We start from the raw sequence: 15,872 nt of genomic DNA on the forward strand, positions 1-15,872 counted from the left end.
GGGTCTGCCCCGGCACGGCTCCAGCGCTCCGGCACGAGCCGCCGGCGCCCCGCATCACCGAGGGGAGATCATCGTGAAGATCGGGATTCCGCGCGAGGTCAAGAACCACGAGTACCGGGTGGCCATCACTCCCCCCGGCGTCCATGAGCTGGTCCGGGCCGGCCACACCGTCCAGGTCGAGAAGGACGCCGGCACCGGCTCGTCGATCGCCGACGCCGACTACGTCCGGGCCGGCGCCACGATCGTGCCGACCGCCGACGAGGTCTGGGCGGATTCGGAGCTGGTACTGAAGGTCAAGGAGCCCATCGCGGAGGAGTACCACCGCATGCGCGCCGGCCAGACACTCTTCACCTACCTGCATCTGGCGGCCTCCAAGGAGTGCACCGACGCGATGCTGGATTCCGGGATCACCGGGGTGGCGTACGAGACGGTGCAGGCGGTCGACGGCTCGCTGCCGCTGCTCTTCCCGATGTCCGAGGTGGCCGGCCGGCTGGCGCCGCAGGCCGGCGCCCACCACCTCACCCGGGCGGCGGGCGGGCGCGGCGTACTCATGGGAGGCGTCTCGGGAACCCGTCCCGCCAAAGTCGTCGTCATCGGCGCCGGGGTCTCCGGGATGAACGCGGTGGCGGTGGCCACCGGTATGTGGGCCGACGTGGTGCTGCTCGACAAGAACATCGACAAGCTGCGGGCCGCCGACCGGATGTACGGGGGCCGGATCACCACCGTCGCCTCCAACGCGTACGAGGTCGAAGCCGCTGTTCTGGACGCCGATCTCGTCATCGGCGCGGTACTCGTCCCGGGCGCCAGGGCGCCGAGGCTGATCTCCAACGAGCTGGTCTCGCGCATGAAGCCGGGCTCGGTCCTCGTCGATATCGCCATCGACCAGGGCGGCTGCTTCGAGGACTCCCGGGCGACCACCCACGCGGACCCGGTCTACCGCGTGCACGACTCGGTCTTCTACTGCGTCGCCAACATGCCCGGCGCGGTGCCGAACACCTCCACCTACGCACTGACCAACGTCACGCTCCCGTACGTCCTGAACATCGCGAACAACGGGATCGCCGCCGCCGCTGAGTCGGACGGCGCCATCGAGCGCGGCATCAACATCGTGGGCGGCCAGGTCACCTACCGCCCGGTGGCCGAGGCGCACGGTCTCAAGTACGTCGAGGCCGCCCAGGCGCTCGGCTGAGCCGCCACCGCGCTCGCCCTGGCGGCATCCGCGGGCCGGCTCAACTGCCGCCGCGGCCAAGCACATCCGCAGTCCACCGCACACCACCCGCCCGGCGGCCGCCGGGCCAGGAGGGGAGATCCATCGTGACCACCGAGTCCGCGTTCCGTGCCAGGGCGCAGCGCCATCTGGGCCAGCACTTCACCCGCCAGGACGTCTGGCAGAGCGCCGAGTTGCCGGTCTTCGTCCGCGGCGAGGGATGCCATCTGTACGACGAGCAGGGCCGGCGTTTCCTCGACGGTCTGGCGGGCCTGTTCTGCGTGAACATGGGGCACAGCCGCCGCGACATCGTCACGGCCGCCACCCGGCAGATGGAGACACTGGCCTACTCGACCAACTGGGGCGCCGCGCACCCGCCTGCCGTGGAAGCGGCGAGCCTGATCGCGGAGCTGGCCCCCGGCGACCTGGATGTCACGTGGTTCGTGAACTCCGGCTCGGAGGCCGTCGAAACGGCGATCAAGTTCGCCCGGCAGTACCACCGCAGCCAGGGCCACACCGAGCGTACGAAGATCATCAGCCGTAACATGTCGTACCACGGCGTCACCCTGGGCGCCCTGTCCGTCACCGGCCTGCCGAAGATCCGCGATCCGTTCCTGCCACTGCTGCCCGGCATCCGGCATGTGCCCAACACGCTCGGCCTCACCGGCGACTGCGGACCGGCCGAGGAGCTGGAGTGCGTGCGGGCGATCGAGGCCGCCATCCTGGAAGAGGGCCCCGAGACCGTCGCGGCCGTCTTCGCCGAGCCGGTGCAGAACGGGCGCGGCGCGCTGGTCCCGCCGGACGGGTACTGGCGCGAACTGCGCAGGATCTGCGACAAGTACGGGGTCCTGCTCGTCGCCGACGAGGTCATCTGCTCCTTCGGGCGGCTGGGCCACTGGTTCGGCAGCGGTTACTTCGGCGTGGTGCCGGACATGATCACCTTCGCCAAGGGCTCCACTTCCGGCTACGCCCCGCTCGGCGGCATGATCGCCCGTGAGCCGCTGGTCCGAGGGCTCTACGACGCTCCCGGCGGCGGCACGTTCACGCACGGCGCCACCTGGGGCGGGCACCCGGTGTCCACCGCCGTCGCGGTCGCCAACATCACCGCGATGCGGGACGAGAAGGTCCTGGACAACGTCGGCAGCCTCGGGCCCGAACTCCGCGCGGGCCTCGAAGAGATCAAGCGGCGCCACCGCGTCGTCAAGGACGTGCGGGGCATGGGCTTCTTCTACGCGGTCGAGCTGACCGCCGACCGTGACACCGGGCGCGAGCTCAGCCCTGAGCAGTCACAGAAGGTGCTGCGCGAGGTCCTCCCGCAGGCATTCAGGAAGACCGGGGTCATCCTGCGCCCGGACGACCGCGGCGCGACGATGCTGATGATCTCGCCGCCGCTGGTGGCGGACCGGGAGGTGCTCGACGAGCTGCTCGCGGGGGTCGACGTGATGATCGGCGACGTCCAGAAGAGCGTCGCCGGCTGACGAGAAGCAGCCGTACGCCGGTGCGGGGAGGGGAATGGCCCTCCCCGCACCGGCTGCCGTGCTGCACACCCTCTGCGCACAACAGACGCACCCTCTGTGAACACAACTGCGCACTCTCACACACTTTTTCCGTTCCATGGCCGGAATTCCACCCCCGTTGCCCCTCGTGGCTACGCTGGGGCACTTCCCGCGGAACAGGCACGGGACCAGCACCCGGGGCCTGGTACCCGGTCGGCGGCCCGTTCTGGATCTTCCTCACACATCCACTTTTCGGCCAGCATTCCGGGCACTGCTGAATTTCCCTACGGCAGCTCCACGCACTTTCCGACATAAGGGGTCCCCGTGGCAGAGAACAACGGGTCCGGCGAGATCGGACGCGAAGAGACCGGAGGGGCCGGACTCCGGAGCGAACTCAAACAGCGGCACATGACTCTGATCGCCCTGGGCGGGGTGATCGGAGCAGGGCTCTTCGTCGGCAGCGGAGTGGTGATCGACGAGACCGGGCCGGCCGCGATCATCTCGTTCCTGCTGGCCGGCGGGCTCGTCATCCTCGTCATGCGGATGCTCGGTGAAATGGCCGTGGCCCGCCCGGCTGTCGGCTCCTTCTACGCCTACGCCCGGCTCGCCCTGGGCAACTGGGGCGGCTTCACGATCGGCTGGCTCTACTGGTACTTCTGGGTCAACGTGGTCGCTCTGGAAGCAGTGGCGGGCGCCAGCCAGATCCACGCCTGGCTGCCCGGGATCCCGTTGTGGGTGGTCAGCCTCTGCCTGATGGTGCTGCTCACCGGGGTCAACATGTTCTCGGTGCGGTCGTTCGGGGAGTTCGAGTACTGGTTCTCCTCGATCAAAGTCGCCGCCATCACCGTCTTCCTCGTCGTCGGCCTGGTCTTCGTCCTCGGCCTGTGGCCCGGCGCCCATGCCGACGTCGGCAATCTGACCCAGCACCACGGCTTCGCCCCGCACGGCATCGGCGCGATCCTCACTGCCGTCATTCCCGCGGTCGGCTTCTTCACCGGCGCGGAGATCGCCGCGCTGGCCGCCGCCGAGTCCAAGAACCCGCAGCGCAGTGTGGCCAGGGCGACCCGCTCGGTCGTACTGCGTGTCCTGCTGTTCTACGTGGGCTCGATCTTCCTCGTCATCGCGATCGTGCCGTGGAACGATCCGTCGGTGGCGCAGGGCCCGTACGTGGCTACGCTCCAGCACATCGGGATTTCCGGCGCCGGCAACCTCATGCGGGTTCTGATCCTGGTCGCGGTGCTCTCGTCGCTCAACGCCGGCCTCTACAGCGCCTCCCGGATCGTGTTCGCCCTGACCAGGAACAACGACGCACCGCACAGCCTGACCAAGCTCAGCAAGCGGGGCGTACCCCGGCGCGCGATCCTGCTCGCGACGGTGCTCGGCTATGTGTCGGTGATCATCGCGTATGTCTCGCCGGACGCCGTGTTCTCCTTCATCGTCCACTCCTACGGCGCGGTCGCGCTCTTCGTCTATCTCCTGGTCGCCCTCTCCCAAGTGCGCTTGCGGCGGCGGCTGGAGCGCGAGGATCCGGGGTCGCTCACGCTGAAGATGTGGTGCTTCCCGTATCTGAGCTGGTGCACCATCGCGGCGATGGCCGTGGTGATCGTCGCGATGGCGGTCCTGCCGGCCACCCGTTCCGACTTCGCCGCCAGTGTGCTGACACTCGCGGTGGTCCTGGGCGCGTACGGAATCCGCGCGTACCGGTCACGCCGTCAGGCGCGTGCGGACGCCGGGCCCGCCGAGACCGGCCCCGAACCCGTGTCCGAGCCTGTGCTGGACACCCAGAAGTGACCACGCCTTTGTGCACCATGGGCCAGGGCGGTGCGACGCGCACCGCCCTGGCCTGCGTCCGCGCAACGGGAGCCGGGTCCACCCCCGTACGACCGGTCGTCACCGGCCGCGAGGAGGACGGATCGGCTGCCGCGGTCAGCTGACACAGGTCGCCGCCGCCTCCCGGTCAGGGCGACGGCGGCTTCACGGCCGGTAGGGGTTCAGCGGAGGTGCCGGGCCAGGAGCTGGGCGAGGTGGTCGCCGGAGCGGCCGGTGAGGCTGTCGAGCTGGGTACGGCAGCTGAAGCCGTCGGCGAGGATCGTGTCGTCCGGGGCGGCCCGGCGGACCGCGGGCAGCAGTTGCTGTCCGGCCACCGCGACGGAGACGTCGTGGTGGCCCTGTTCGACGCCGAAGTTGCCCGCGAGGCCGCAGCACCCACCCAGCCGTTCGACCGTGGCGCCGGCCGTCCGCAGCAGGTCGGCGTCCGCTTCCCAGCCCATGACGGCGTGGTGATGGCAGTGCGGCTGGGCGACGGCGGTGGTGCCGGTCAGGTCGGGCGGGGTCCAGTCCGGAGTCCCGCCGAGCAGTTCGGCCAGCGTGCTGGTGGCCGCGGCGACCTCCGCCACGGCTTTCCCGTCCGTGTCGCCCCCGTCCTCCCCCTCCCCGACTCCGAGGAGTTCGGCGGCGTCGGCGCGGAGCACAGCGGTACAGGAGGGCTCAAGGCCGACCACCAGCGCGCCGGCCCGCACGTATGGCGCCAGCGCTCGCACCGTGGCGCGTATCTGCCGCCGGGCGCCGTCCAGTTGGCCGGTGGAGATCCAGGTCAGACCGCAGCATACGGGCCGTTCGGTGACGGTGACCCGGTACCCGGCGTCCTCCAGGACGGCCACCGCCGCGATACCGGTCGCAGGAGAGAAGGCGTCGGTGAAGGTGTCGACGAAGAGGACCACATCACCGTGGCGCGGGTTACGAGGCTCCGCCGGGCGCCGGGCGAACCAGCTGCGGAACGTCTCGGGTGCGAACGCGGGCAGCTGGCGGCGCGGGTCGACTCCGGCGGCGCGGACGAGGAGCGGGTGCAGAGCCCGCGAGCGCATCACCAGGTTCGCCAGCCGGGTGAGGCCGGGCAGCCTCCGCACCAGGCGCGCCCAGCGGGGGAGCCAGCCGAGGGCGTAGTGGCTGCGCGGGCGCGGCCGGCGGCGGTATTTCTGGTGGAGCGCCTCCGCCTTGTACGCGGCCATGTCGACCCCTGTCGGGCAGTCCGACGAGCAGCCCTTGCAGGACAGACAGAGGTCGAGCGCGTCGTGCAGGGCCGGGGAGCGCCAGCCGTCCGGCCCGAGCCGCCCGGAGACAACGTCCTGCAGGACCCTGGCCCGGCCGCGGGTGGAGTCCTTCTCCTCGCGCGTGGCCAGGTAGCTGGGGCACATCACACCGCCGGTCGCGGTGGTGTCGGCGCGGCATTTGCCGACCCCGGTGCAGCGGTGGACGGCCATGGACAGGTCGCCCCGGTCGTGCCGGTGGGCCAGCCCGAGGGTGGGGAGTTCCTTGCGGCGCAGGGGCCGTGCGCCGCTGGCGCGGACGGCGTGGTCCACCGGGTCCGGCCGTACGATGACGCCCGGGTTGAGCAGGTCGTCGGGGTCGAAGACGCCCTTGATCCGTTCGAACAGGCCGATGGCCTTCGGGGAGTACATCAGCGGCAGCAGTTCGCCGCGGGCCCGTCCGTCACCGTGCTCGCCGGACATGGACCCGCCGTGCCGGGCTACCAGTTCACCTGCCTGGAAGAGGAACTCCCGCAGGGCGCGTGTCCCGTCGGCGGAGCCGAGCGGGAAATCGATACGGATATGGACGCAGCCGTCGCCGAAGTGCCCGTAGGGCAGTCCGGTCAGCCGGTGTTCGGCCATGAGGCCTTCGAACTCCCTCAGGTATCCGCCCAGTTGCTCCGGCGGGACTGCCGCGTCCTCCCACCCGGCGTGGGCCGGGTCGCCCGCGGGGGTACGGGAGGCGAGCCCGGCGCCGTCCTCGCGGATGCGCCACAGTGCTGCGGCGTGCGCGGGGTCGACGACCGTAAGGGAGTCCAGGGCCCCGGCGCCCGCGATCAGCCTGCCCGCGTCGGCGACCAGGGCCGTGGAGCTCTCACCGGCCAGTTCGACCAGCAGCCACCCTTCGCCCCTGGGGAGTTCGGGGACCGAGGCGGCTCCCTTCCGGTCGACGACCACACGGACGATCCGGGCGTCGAGCCCCTCGCAGGCCACCGGCGCGTACGGCAGGATCGCCGGGACGGCGTCCGCCGCGTCCGCCATGGTCGGGTAGCCGAGAGCGATCAGGATGCGCTGCGGTTCGTCGTGTACGAGCCGGACCCTGGCCGCGAGGGTGAGCGCCAGGGTGCCTTCGCTGCCGACCAGGGCGCGGGACACGTCGAAGCCGCGCTCCGGCAGCAGGTGTTCCAGGCTGTAGCCGGATACCTGCCGGGGGAAACGCCCCAACTCGGTCCGGATCACTTCGAGTTCGCTGCCGGTCGTTTCCCGGAGGCTGTCGAGCAGAGGGGAGGGGCCCGTGGTCTGCGGTACCGCGCCGAGGCGCAGCCGCTCCCCCGTGCCCGCGAGGACGTCGAGTCCGAGGACGTTGTCGCTGGTGCGGCCGTACCCCAGGGCCCGGGAGCCACAGGCGTTGTTGCCGATCATGCCGCCGAGAGTCGCGCGGTTGTGGGTGGAGGGGTCGGGGCCGAAGCGCAGGCCGTACGGGGCTGCGGCCCGCTGAAGGCCGGACTGGATCACACCTGGTTCGACCAGGGCGGTCCTGGCGTCCGGGTCGATCTCCAGTACCCGGCCCAGATGACGGGAGGTGTCGATGACGATGCCGGGGCCCACGGCGTTGCCGGCGATGGAGGTGCCCGCGCCCCGCATGGTGAGCGGGACCCGGTGTTCCCGGCACACCGCCAGCACGGCGGCGATCTCAGCCGCGTCATGAGGGAAGACGACCGCCCGGGGCTCCACCCGGTACAGGGAGGCGTCCGAGGCGTAGAGGGACCGGGCCAGCGGGGATTCGTCGACCTCCGCCACTCCTGCGCGGCGGAGCGCGTCGGTGATCTCCGTCGCGGTTCGGGGATGGGGCGTGTGCACAGCGCTACCTCACGGTGGGTCAGGGGCGCCCCGTGCGGATGAGGGGAGCGGGGCGCGGCGGGCAGATGTACGGGGTGCCGGAGGGGCGGTACGGAACACGACGGTCCGAAGGGACAGAGCGGCAGTCCGGCGGAACATAGCGGTCCGAAGAAACCGAGCGGGGCCGCGCGTACGGCCCCGCCCCTCCCCCGTACCTTGCGGTTCAGCTCTGCAGCACCGGTACCGGCCGCGGTGTCTGCACGCCGATTCTGCGGCGCAGTACGGCGATGAGGATGACGGACACCAGGCTGAGCGCGGACATGGCCACGATGTAGACGGACATGAGCCACGGCCTGCCGCCGCCGGAGGCGAGCAGGCTGGTGAGGATCAGCGGGGTGAGCCCGCTCGCGAAGACCCCGGAGACCTGGTAGACGCAGGAGACGCCGCTGTAGCGGACTTTCGCGGGGAACAGCTCGGCGTACAGCGCCGCCTGCGGACCGTACATCGCCCCGTAGAACAGGCCGAGTGTCACGACCAGCGTTCCCCCGATGACCAGCGCGGAGCCGGTGTCGAAGAGCGCGAACGCCGGGAAGGCCGACAGGCCGAAGAGGACCGTTCCGAGCCCGAAGGTCCGCAGTCTCCCGTACCGGTCGGAGATCGCGCCCCACACCGGGATCATGGGGATGCAGACGCCCGCGCCGACCATCACGCCGATCAGCGCATGGGTCCGCGACACGTTCAGTTCGCCGGTGGTGTACGCGATGGCGAAGACGCCCCAGGTGTTGAATGCGATCCCTTCCGCCATCCGCGTGCCCATGCCGAGCAGCAGATTCAGCTTCGAGGTGCGCAGCAGCTCGACGATCGGGATCCGGGCCTCGTCCTGCTTCTCCTGTACGGCCTGGAAGGCGGGGGTCTCATAGACCTGGAGGCGGATGTAGAGCCCGATGACGACGAGCGCACCGCTGAGCAGGAACGCGATGCGCCAGCCCCAGTCGAGGAACTGGGCACTGGACAGCGAGCTGGACAGCAGGGCGTACACGCCGGTGCCGAGCATGAGGCCCGCGGGAACGCCGATCTGCGGCCAGCTTCCGTAGTAGCCCTTGCGGCCTTCGGGAGCGTGTTCGACGGACATCAGGACCGCGCCGCCCCACTCACCGCCGACCCCGATGCCCTGGACGATGCGGAGCAGGATCAGCAGGACAGGGGCCCAGATGCCGATGCTGTCGAAGGTGGGGAGCAGGCCGATGAGGAAGGTGCCCGCGCCCATGATGAACATGGTGACGATGAGGGCGGTCTTGCGTCCCACCCGGTCGCCGAAGTGGCCGAAGACCACCCCGCCGAGCGGGCGTGCGACGAAGCCGATGGCAAAGGTCGCGAAAGCCAGGAGCGTGCCGATGAGGCTGTCGAACCTGGGGAAGAAGAGTTTGTCGAAGACGATTCCGGCGGCCGTCCCGTAGAGGAAGAAGTCGTACCACTCGATCGTCGTGCCGATGGCGCCGGCGAGGGCGACCTTGCTGATCGGCGTCTGCGCTGGTGCGGGCATGGGGATGCCTCCGGGTCGAGGGCGCAGGGGGGGGTGGTGTGCCAGAGGCACCGGGGGACGCGGCACGGGACCGGCCGGCCGCCGCCCGGCGTGCGGGCGGCAGCGGGGCGCGGTCCGGCCGCGCGCCGTTACCAGTTGCGGAGTGACTCGCGGAAGATCTGTTCCGCCGCTTCGGTGGTCAAGGGGCGTGGTACCACGCTCAGTTGACGGGACTGCTTCATCGTGCCCGAGACGAGTTCGCCGAGCCGGTCCTCGGAGTAGCCGAAGGCGGTGATGCCGTTGGGCATACCGATGTCGCGGAGGAGTTCACGCAGCACGCGCGGCAGGGCTTCGGTGCCCTCGTCCGGGTCGACGGGCCGTCCGCCGATCAGCTCGGCGGCCCGCAGATGGCGCTGCGGGTTCGACGGGTAGGTGAAGCGGAACGCGGCCATGGCGGTGGAGGCGACGGCCTGGCCGTGCGGCACCATCGGCATCTCCGGGTAGCCCTGGGCGCGGTAGTTCTCGACGGCGCCGGCGATGGGGTAGGCGTTGGCGTGCGGGATGTGAGTGCCCGCGTTGCCGAAGCCCATGCCGGTGACGGCCGAGGCGTACGCCATGCCGTAGCGGGCGGAGAGGTCGTTGCCGTTCATCACGGCCCGGCGCAGATGGACGCCCACCAGCTCCATGGCCTTCTCGCACCACACGTCGCTGATCGGGTTGGCGCCGCAGAACGCCGCGCGGGCCTTGGCGCTGGGGAAGGCGGGCCGCGCGTCGAAGGAGAGCGCGGTGTAGCTCTCGGCGGCGTGGGTGAGGACGTCCATGCCGCTGGCCGCCGTGACGGCGGCGGGGACGGTCATGCTGGTCAGCGGGTCGACGACGGCGAGCGCCGGGCGCAGCCGTGGATGGCTGATGCCTGCCTTGAGGCGCAGGTCCAGGAGGTCGACGACGCAGATGGTGGTGGCTTCCGACCCGGTGCCGGCGGTGGTCGGCACCGCGATCAGGGGTTTGACGGGCAGGGTGGGGACCTTGCCGCCGCCGATCGGTGGGGCGATGTAGTCCATGAGCGTGCCGGGCTGGGTGGTGAGCAGATTGACCGCCTTGGCGGTGTCCATCGCGGAGCCGCCGCCCACCGCGATGTAGCCGTCCCAGGGGCCCGACCTGGCGAACTCGACCGCTTCCCCGATGCTCACGTCCGTCGGCTCGACGGCGACGCCGTCGAAGATCCGGACGTCGAGGCCGGCGGCCTTCACCGCGTGCGCGACCCGGTCCGGTACGCCGGTCGCGGCGACACCGGGGTCGGTGATGATCAGGGCGTTGGTGACGCCGAGTGCCTGCAGGTCCTCGCCGATCTCGGCGATGGCGCCGAGCCCGAACTTGAGCGGGGGCGCGGCCCAGGTGAAGACGGACTCGGTGGGGTTGTCGAAGCTGGGCATGAACCCTCCTGGCGTGTGGGGCGTTGCGGCGGGGTGCGGCGGGCCGCCTTCCGCCGGTGGTTCCGGGGCCTGAGAACAGTTTTGGAATGACATCCACATTGTGGAGTGCCGTCACGCTAGGACGTCTCCGTACGGCCGGTCAATGCCCATGACAGGAATCGACTCCCGGCCGACGCCCGCTCCGCTCTCCGCGCACCGCGCTCACCTGCGCCGACGGAACACCCGCCACAACCGGGCCGACGGCACCGGTAGGCTGCACGGAAATCGTGATCAGAGCCGAAAGGACCGACACCAGGTGGCTGCCGGCACTCCTCCCGGACGACGGGACCCGGCCGAGCGGCCGGCCAAGACGCCCGACGCGCGTGCGGGCACCCAGGCCATCGACCGGGCGATGGCCGTCCTGCGGCTGCTCATCGAGGCGGACGGGGATGTCCAGGTCACCGAGATCATCCAGCGCCTCGGACTGACCCCCGGTACGGCCCACCGGGTCGTGGGAGCCCTGGCCGCCGAGGGGTTCCTCAGCCGCAATCCGGTGACGGACGGTTACTACCTGGGCAGCACGGCCATACTGCTGGGCCAGGCGGCCCAGCGCGCCCTGGGCACCGACCGCGCCCTCCCGCTGCTCCAGCAACTCAACGCCGAGACCAATGAGTCGGTGAATCTCGCGGTGCGGGACGGCCAGGAGTCCGTCGTGGTGATGCGCGTCCCCTCACCGCTGCCGCTCCGCTTCGAGCAGCACCCCGGCGCCCACTTCCCCCTGTACTCCACGGCGTCGGGCAAGGCCCTGATGAGCTTCGCGGAGAATCCCGGGGAGTACCTCAGCTCGCTGCCGGCCGAACTGCGCGCCGTCACACCGCACACCATCGGGACCCCGGAGCGGTTCGCCGAGGAACTGGAGCGGACCCGCGAGCGGGGGTACAGCATCGACAACGAGGAGAACGTCGAGGGCGTGCGCTGCATCGGCGCCCCGGTGCTGGACGCCCGGGGCTACGCGCACGCGGCCGTGGTGGTCCAGGTCCCGTCCGTCCGGCTGCCTGACACCCGGATCCGTGAACTGGCCCCACGTGTGGTGGAGATCGCCACCGAGGTGGCCCGGGTCGTCCCGTCCGACCGCACCATGCAGCCGAGCCGGGGTACGTACTGAGGCAGCGGGGGTGTTCCGTGCAACGTCCTCGCAACGTTGCCGGGAGTTGACTGGGCGGAGCCCGGCCGCCCGGTGAGCCGGCCGGGTGGCAGACGCAGGCCGAGCGACAACCGGGAGAGTGCGATGTCCGACGCCCCGCGGGTGGAGTTCACCCCCGCCGCCGCCGAGCTGATCCGCAGACTGCGCGGGCTCCACGGCCCGCTGATGTTCCATCAGTCGGGCGGCTGCTGCGACGGCAGCGCGCCCATGTGCTACCAGGCCGGGGAGTTCCGTACCGGAGGCTCGGACATCCTCCTGGAGTCCCTCGCCGTGGACGGCGTGGCCGAGCCCGTCCCGTTCTGGATCTCGGCGAGTCAGCAGGAGGTGTGGGCGCACACCCGGCTGATCCTCGACGTCGTGGCGGGACGGGGCGGCGGCTTCTCGCTGGAGGCCCCGGAAGGCCTCAGGTTCCTCATCCGGTCCCGGCTGATCCGACGCCGCCCTCCGCCTCGATCAGCCGGACAAGAGTACGGGGCGTCAGGGCTTGATCTTGGCGACCATGTCCGCGGTGCCCGTGACCCCTTGCTGGATGGTCGGGGCGAGGCTGGTGCTGGCCAGCATGAAGCCGAGGAGCGCACAGACGATCGCGTGGGAGAGCTTGAGTCCGCCGCCGCGAAGGAAGATGCCCGCGAGGACAACAAGCAGCAGCACAAGTGAGATCGAGATGGCCATGGTCGTCCTCCTCCGCCACACCGGGTATGCGGCATTCGGCCGTAAGTGTGGCGGAGGAGACCCATGATTCCGGCATAAGACCTGTAAGCCGTACGGGTGTTGACTCGCTGTAATGGTCGGGCTCCGGCTACTGCGGCCCCGCCAGACCGACCAGTTCCGCCAGCGCCTCCCGGTGCGTCCCCGCCGGACCGAACGCCACCGCATCGGACTTGGCGCGCTTGAGGTACAGATGTGCGGGGTGCTCCCACGTCATGCCGATGCCGCCGTGCAGCTGGATGCACTCCTCGGCGGCGTGCACGGCGACGCGGCTGCAGTACGCCTGAGCGACCGAGACCGCGAGCGCCTTCTCGGGGCCGTCGGTGGCGAGCGCGTCCGCCGCGTTGCGAGCGGCGGCGCGGGCCGAGACGATCTCCAGCCAGAGCTGTGCCATCCGGTGCTTGAGCGCCTGGAACCCGCCGACGGGCCGGTTGAACTGATGGCGCTCGCGCGTGTACCGGACGGTCTCCTCCAGGCACCACTCGGCCAGCCCCAGCTGCTCCGACGCGAGCAGCCCGGCCCCGGCGAGCAGCCCCCGGCGCAGCGCGGCCGCTGAATCCCCGGCCCCGGCAAGGAGGTTGCCCTGCGCCCCGTCGAGACTGACGGTGGCGAGCGGGCGGGTGAGGTCGAGCGGGACCAGCGGCTCGACGCTGACGCCCGGGTCCTGCGCCCCGACCGCGTACAGACCGTCAGCCGTGGGGACGAGCAGGACCTGCGCAGCCGCCGCGTCGGCGACCCCGCTCACCGTGCCGGTCAGGCCGGGGAGCAGGGGCACGGAACCGGGCGCCGTGGTCAGCGGCAGGGTGAGTACCGCGACGCACTCCCCGGAGGCGAGCGTTCCGAGCAGTTCGGCGGCCGCGCCGTTGCCGGTACCGAGTCCGGTGAGCACCTCGGTCGCCACGACCGAGCTCGTCAGATACGGCACGGGGGCGACGCTGCGCCCCAGCTCCTCCAGCACCACCGCGGCTTCCCGGTGCGTGGCACCCTGACCGCCGAGCTTCTCGGGTACGAGCAGCCCGGCCAGCCCCATCTCCGTGGCCAGGGCGGGCCACAGCCGCAGGTCGCCGGGGGTGCCGGACTCCACAGCGGCCAGCAGCTCCGGCGAGCCGCAGCGGTCGGTGAGCAGCGAGCGGACGGCGGAGCGCAGGTCGTCCTCGGTCTCGGAGTACAGGAGGTCGGTCATCGGGCCAGGTCCTTCCAGGCGGCGTCCTTGTCGTTGCGCGGCTCCGAAGGCAGCCCGAGCACCCGCTCGGCGACGATGTTGAGCAGCACCTCGCTGGTACCGCCCTCGATGGAGTTCCCCTTGGAGCGCAGATAGCGGTAGCCGGCGTCGCGCCCGGTGAAGTCGACCAGTTCGGGGCGGCGCATGGTCCAGTCGCTGTACAGCAGCCCTTCCTCGCCGAGGAGTTCGACTTCGAGGCCGCTGATCTCCTGGTTGAGGCGGGCGAAGGTGAGCTTCATCCCGGAGCCCTCGGGTCCCGGCTGGCCCGCGACGAGCTGCTGGCGCAGCCGTTCACCGGTGAGACGGGCGACCTCGGCCTCCACCCAGAGGGTGAGAAGGCGCTGGTGGAGATCGTGCGTGCGCAGTTCGGGCCGTTCGCGCCAGGTCTTCACGACGGGGCCGATCATGCCGCCCTCGCGCGGGATCCGGGAGCCGCCGATGGAGACTCGCTCGTTCATCAGGGTGGTCTGGGCGACCTTCCAGCCGTCGCCCACCGGGCCGAGCCGGTGGGCATCGGGGATCCGTACCCCGGTGAGGAACACCTCGTTGAACTCGGCCTCGCCGGTGATCTGGCGCAGCGGCCGCACCTCGACGCCCGGGTCGGTCATGTCGCAGATGAAGTAGGTGATCCCCCGGTGCTTGGGTACGTCGGGGTCGGTGCGGGCGATGAGGATGGCCCAGCGGGCGAGATGAGCGCTCGACGTCCAGACCTTCTGGCCGGTGACGGTCCAGTGGTCGCCGTCGCGCACCGCGCGGGTCGCCAGCGCCGCGAGGTCGGAACCGGCGCCCGGCTCGCTGAAGAGCTGGCACCACACCTCGTCACCGACCCAGAGAGGGCGCAGAAAGCGGCGCTTCTGCTCGTCCGTGCCATAGCGCAGGATCGTCGGCGCTGCCATGCCGAGGCCGATGCCGATCCGACGCGGGTCGTTGTCGGGCGCCCCGGCGGCCTCCAGCTCCGCGTCCACGACGGACTGGAGCGAGCGCGGTACGCCGAGACCGCCGAGCCCGGCCGGGTAGTGCACCCAGGCGAGCCCGGCGTCGAACCGGGCGCGCAGGAAGTCGGTACGGCCGGTGGACTCCGGGGGGTGGGCCGCGAGCAGGTCGCGGGTACGCAGCCGCAGCGCTTCTGCGTCCGGCTGCGCGCTGCTGCCCGGCTTTGCTGTGTTGTCCGGCTTTGCGGTTTTGTCCGGCTGCGGGCTGTTCTCCGTCATCGGGCCGCCTCTTCCGGGACGATCACGACGCGGCCGGTGGTGATGCCGTCGGCGACCCGCTGGACCGCGGCAGCGGCATCCTTGAGCGCGACCCGCTCGGAAACCAGCGGTTTGACGGTTCCCTCGGCGGCGAGGGCGGTCAGCTCCACGTGGCAGCGGCCGATCGACGCGGGGTCCTTCTGCGCGTACAAGCCCCAGTGCAGGCCCAGGATCGTGTAGTTCTTCACCAGTGCGTGGTTGAGCGCGGCGGACGGAATGACACCGCTGGCGAACCCGACGACCACGATCCGGCCCTCGAAGGCCACGCACTTCACGGACTTGGCGTACGCGTCGCCGCCGACCGGGTCGTAGACGACGTCCGCGCCCCTGCCCGCGGTGAACTCCTTGACCTTGGCGACGATGTCGTCGGCGCGCCGGTCGATGACCAGGTCGCACCCCAGCTCCGCGGCGATGCGGGCCTTCTCGGGGCCGCCGACCACACCGATGACCCTGGCCCCGGCGGCCTTGCCCAGCTGCACGGCGGCGCTGCCGACGCCGCCCGCCGCCGCGTGCACCAGGAGCGTCTCGCCGCTCTGCAGGTGTGCGCGGCGGTGCAGGCCGAACCAGCCCGTCTGGTAGCCGATATGCAGCGCGGCCGCCTCGGCGTCGTCCAGCGCGGGAGGCGCCGGGAGCACTGCGGCCTCGTCGACGACGACGTACTCGGCGAAACCGCCGTGCGGGAGCGCCGGGTTGGCGATCACCCTGCGTCCGTCGGCGGTCTCGCCGCAGACCTCCACGCCGGGCGTGAAGGGCAGCGGCGGGCGTACCTGGTACTGGCCCCGGCAGAGCAGCGCATCGGGGAAGTTGATGTTGGCGGCCAGGACCTTCAGCTTGAGCTGACCGGGGCCCGCCTGCGGTTCCGCCACCTCGTCGAGGCGCATGACCTCGCCGGGCTCGCCGTTCTCGTGCACTTGCCATGCCTGCATCAGGGGCCTCCACACACCATAGGCTGTACTGCGCTCAGCGCATACTAAGCGGTCGCTTGC

At 71.0% G+C, this 15,872-nt stretch carries 12 protein-coding genes and 1 pseudogene; 6 read left to right on the plus strand and 7 right to left on the minus strand.

Features of this window, described 5'->3' with window-relative positions; all coding sequences use genetic code 11:
* Positions 1 to 73 precede the first annotated feature (73 nt).
* From ald to OG452_RS01890, 4 genes are all read left to right on the plus strand, one after another.
* Entirely contained in the window at positions 74 to 1,189 is a 1,116-nt protein-coding gene (gene ald, locus OG452_RS01875; protein ID WP_327293824.1) for an alanine dehydrogenase, read from the plus strand.
* 125 nt (positions 1,190 to 1,314) lie between these two features.
* Positions 1,315 to 2,685 (plus strand): aspartate aminotransferase family protein, encoded by a 1,371-nt coding sequence (locus tag OG452_RS01880; protein WP_327293825.1) that lies wholly within the window; start codon positions 1,315 to 1,317, stop codon positions 2,683 to 2,685.
* 342 nt (positions 2,686 to 3,027) lie between these two features.
* Positions 3,028 to 4,494 (plus strand): amino acid permease, encoded by a 1,467-nt coding sequence (locus OG452_RS01885; protein ID WP_327293826.1) that lies wholly within the window; start codon positions 3,028 to 3,030, stop codon positions 4,492 to 4,494.
* On the plus strand, positions 4,491 to 4,637 hold the full coding sequence (locus OG452_RS01890; protein ID WP_327293827.1) for a hypothetical protein: 147 nt from the start codon (positions 4,491 to 4,493) through the stop codon (positions 4,635 to 4,637). The genes OG452_RS01885 and OG452_RS01890 overlap by 4 nt, the downstream gene beginning before the upstream one ends.
* A 57-nt stretch (positions 4,638 to 4,694) precedes the next feature.
* Here the strand turns inward: OG452_RS01890 and OG452_RS01895 are convergent, their stop codons facing one another.
* The 3 genes from OG452_RS01895 to OG452_RS01905 all read right to left on the minus strand — a co-directional run bounded on the left by OG452_RS01895 (position 4,695) and on the right by OG452_RS01905 (position 10,523).
* On the minus strand, positions 4,695 to 7,589 hold the full coding sequence (locus OG452_RS01895) for an FAD-binding and (Fe-S)-binding domain-containing protein (protein ID WP_327293828.1): 2,895 nt from the start codon (positions 7,587 to 7,589) through the stop codon (positions 4,695 to 4,697).
* Between the two features lie 202 nt (positions 7,590 to 7,791).
* Positions 7,792 to 9,111 carry an MFS transporter gene (locus tag OG452_RS01900; protein ID WP_327293829.1) on the minus strand — a complete coding sequence of 440 codons (1,320 nt, stop codon included), beginning with the start codon at positions 9,109 to 9,111 and terminating at the stop codon, positions 7,792 to 7,794.
* 128 nt (positions 9,112 to 9,239) lie between these two features.
* Positions 9,240 to 10,523: a hydroxyacid-oxoacid transhydrogenase gene (locus OG452_RS01905; protein WP_327293830.1), complete on the minus strand. Its 1,284-nt coding sequence runs from the start codon at positions 10,521 to 10,523 to the stop codon at positions 9,240 to 9,242.
* 295 nt (positions 10,524 to 10,818) lie between these two features.
* On the opposite strand from OG452_RS01905, the gene OG452_RS01910 reads away from it, so the two are divergent.
* Positions 10,819 to 11,667, plus strand: a complete 849-nt coding sequence (locus OG452_RS01910; protein WP_327293831.1) for an IclR family transcriptional regulator — start codon at positions 10,819 to 10,821, stop codon at positions 11,665 to 11,667.
* Between the two features lie 123 nt (positions 11,668 to 11,790).
* Positions 11,791 to 12,138, plus strand: a pseudogene (locus OG452_RS01915) (DUF779 domain-containing protein); the annotation flags it as partial.
* 45 nt (positions 12,139 to 12,183) lie between these two features.
* Here OG452_RS01915 and OG452_RS01920 read toward each other — a convergent pair.
* The 4 genes from OG452_RS01920 to OG452_RS01935 form a co-directional block, all read right to left on the minus strand.
* Positions 12,184 to 12,378 carry a hypothetical protein gene (locus OG452_RS01920; RefSeq protein ID WP_327293832.1) on the minus strand — a complete coding sequence of 65 codons (195 nt, stop codon included), beginning with the start codon at positions 12,376 to 12,378 and terminating at the stop codon, positions 12,184 to 12,186.
* 127 nt (positions 12,379 to 12,505) lie between these two features.
* Complete coding sequence (locus tag OG452_RS01925) at positions 12,506 to 13,597, minus strand: acyl-CoA dehydrogenase family protein (protein WP_327293833.1); 1,092 nt, start codon at positions 13,595 to 13,597, stop codon at positions 12,506 to 12,508.
* A complete protein-coding gene (locus OG452_RS01930; protein ID WP_327293834.1) occupies positions 13,594 to 14,847 on the minus strand; it encodes an acyl-CoA dehydrogenase family protein in 1,254 nt (417 codons plus the stop codon). Before OG452_RS01930 ends, OG452_RS01925 begins: the two co-directional genes overlap by 4 nt.
* A complete protein-coding gene (locus OG452_RS01935; RefSeq protein WP_327293835.1) occupies positions 14,844 to 15,812 on the minus strand; it encodes an NADPH:quinone oxidoreductase family protein in 969 nt (322 codons plus the stop codon). Before OG452_RS01935 ends, OG452_RS01930 begins: the two co-directional genes overlap by 4 nt.
* Positions 15,813 to 15,872 lie beyond the last annotated feature (60 nt).

The organism is Streptomyces sp. NBC_01197, assembly GCF_036010505.1.
Taxonomy (GTDB): Bacteria; Actinomycetota; Actinomycetes; order Streptomycetales; family Streptomycetaceae; genus Streptomyces.

What these genes read in the sequence shown, in the direction of transcription:
- OG452_RS01905 (WP_327293830.1), bottom strand. Translation starts at nt 10,523, where the DNA reads ATGCCCAGCTTCGACAACCCCACCGAGTCCGTCTTCACCTGGGCCGCG.
- OG452_RS01930 (WP_327293834.1), bottom strand. Translation starts at nt 14,847, where the DNA reads ATGACGGAGAACAGCCCGCAGCCGGACAAAACCGCAAAGCCGGACAAC.
- OG452_RS01925 (WP_327293833.1), bottom strand. Translation starts at nt 13,597, where the DNA reads ATGACCGACCTCCTGTACTCCGAGACCGAGGACGACCTGCGCTCCGCC.
- OG452_RS01920 (WP_327293832.1), bottom strand. Translation starts at nt 12,378, where the DNA reads ATGGCCATCTCGATCTCACTTGTGCTGCTGCTTGTTGTCCTCGCGGGC.
- OG452_RS01900 (WP_327293829.1), bottom strand. Translation starts at nt 9,111, where the DNA reads ATGCCCGCACCAGCGCAGACGCCGATCAGCAAGGTCGCCCTCGCCGGC.
- OG452_RS01935 (WP_327293835.1), bottom strand. Translation starts at nt 15,812, where the DNA reads ATGCAGGCATGGCAAGTGCACGAGAACGGCGAGCCCGGCGAGGTCATG.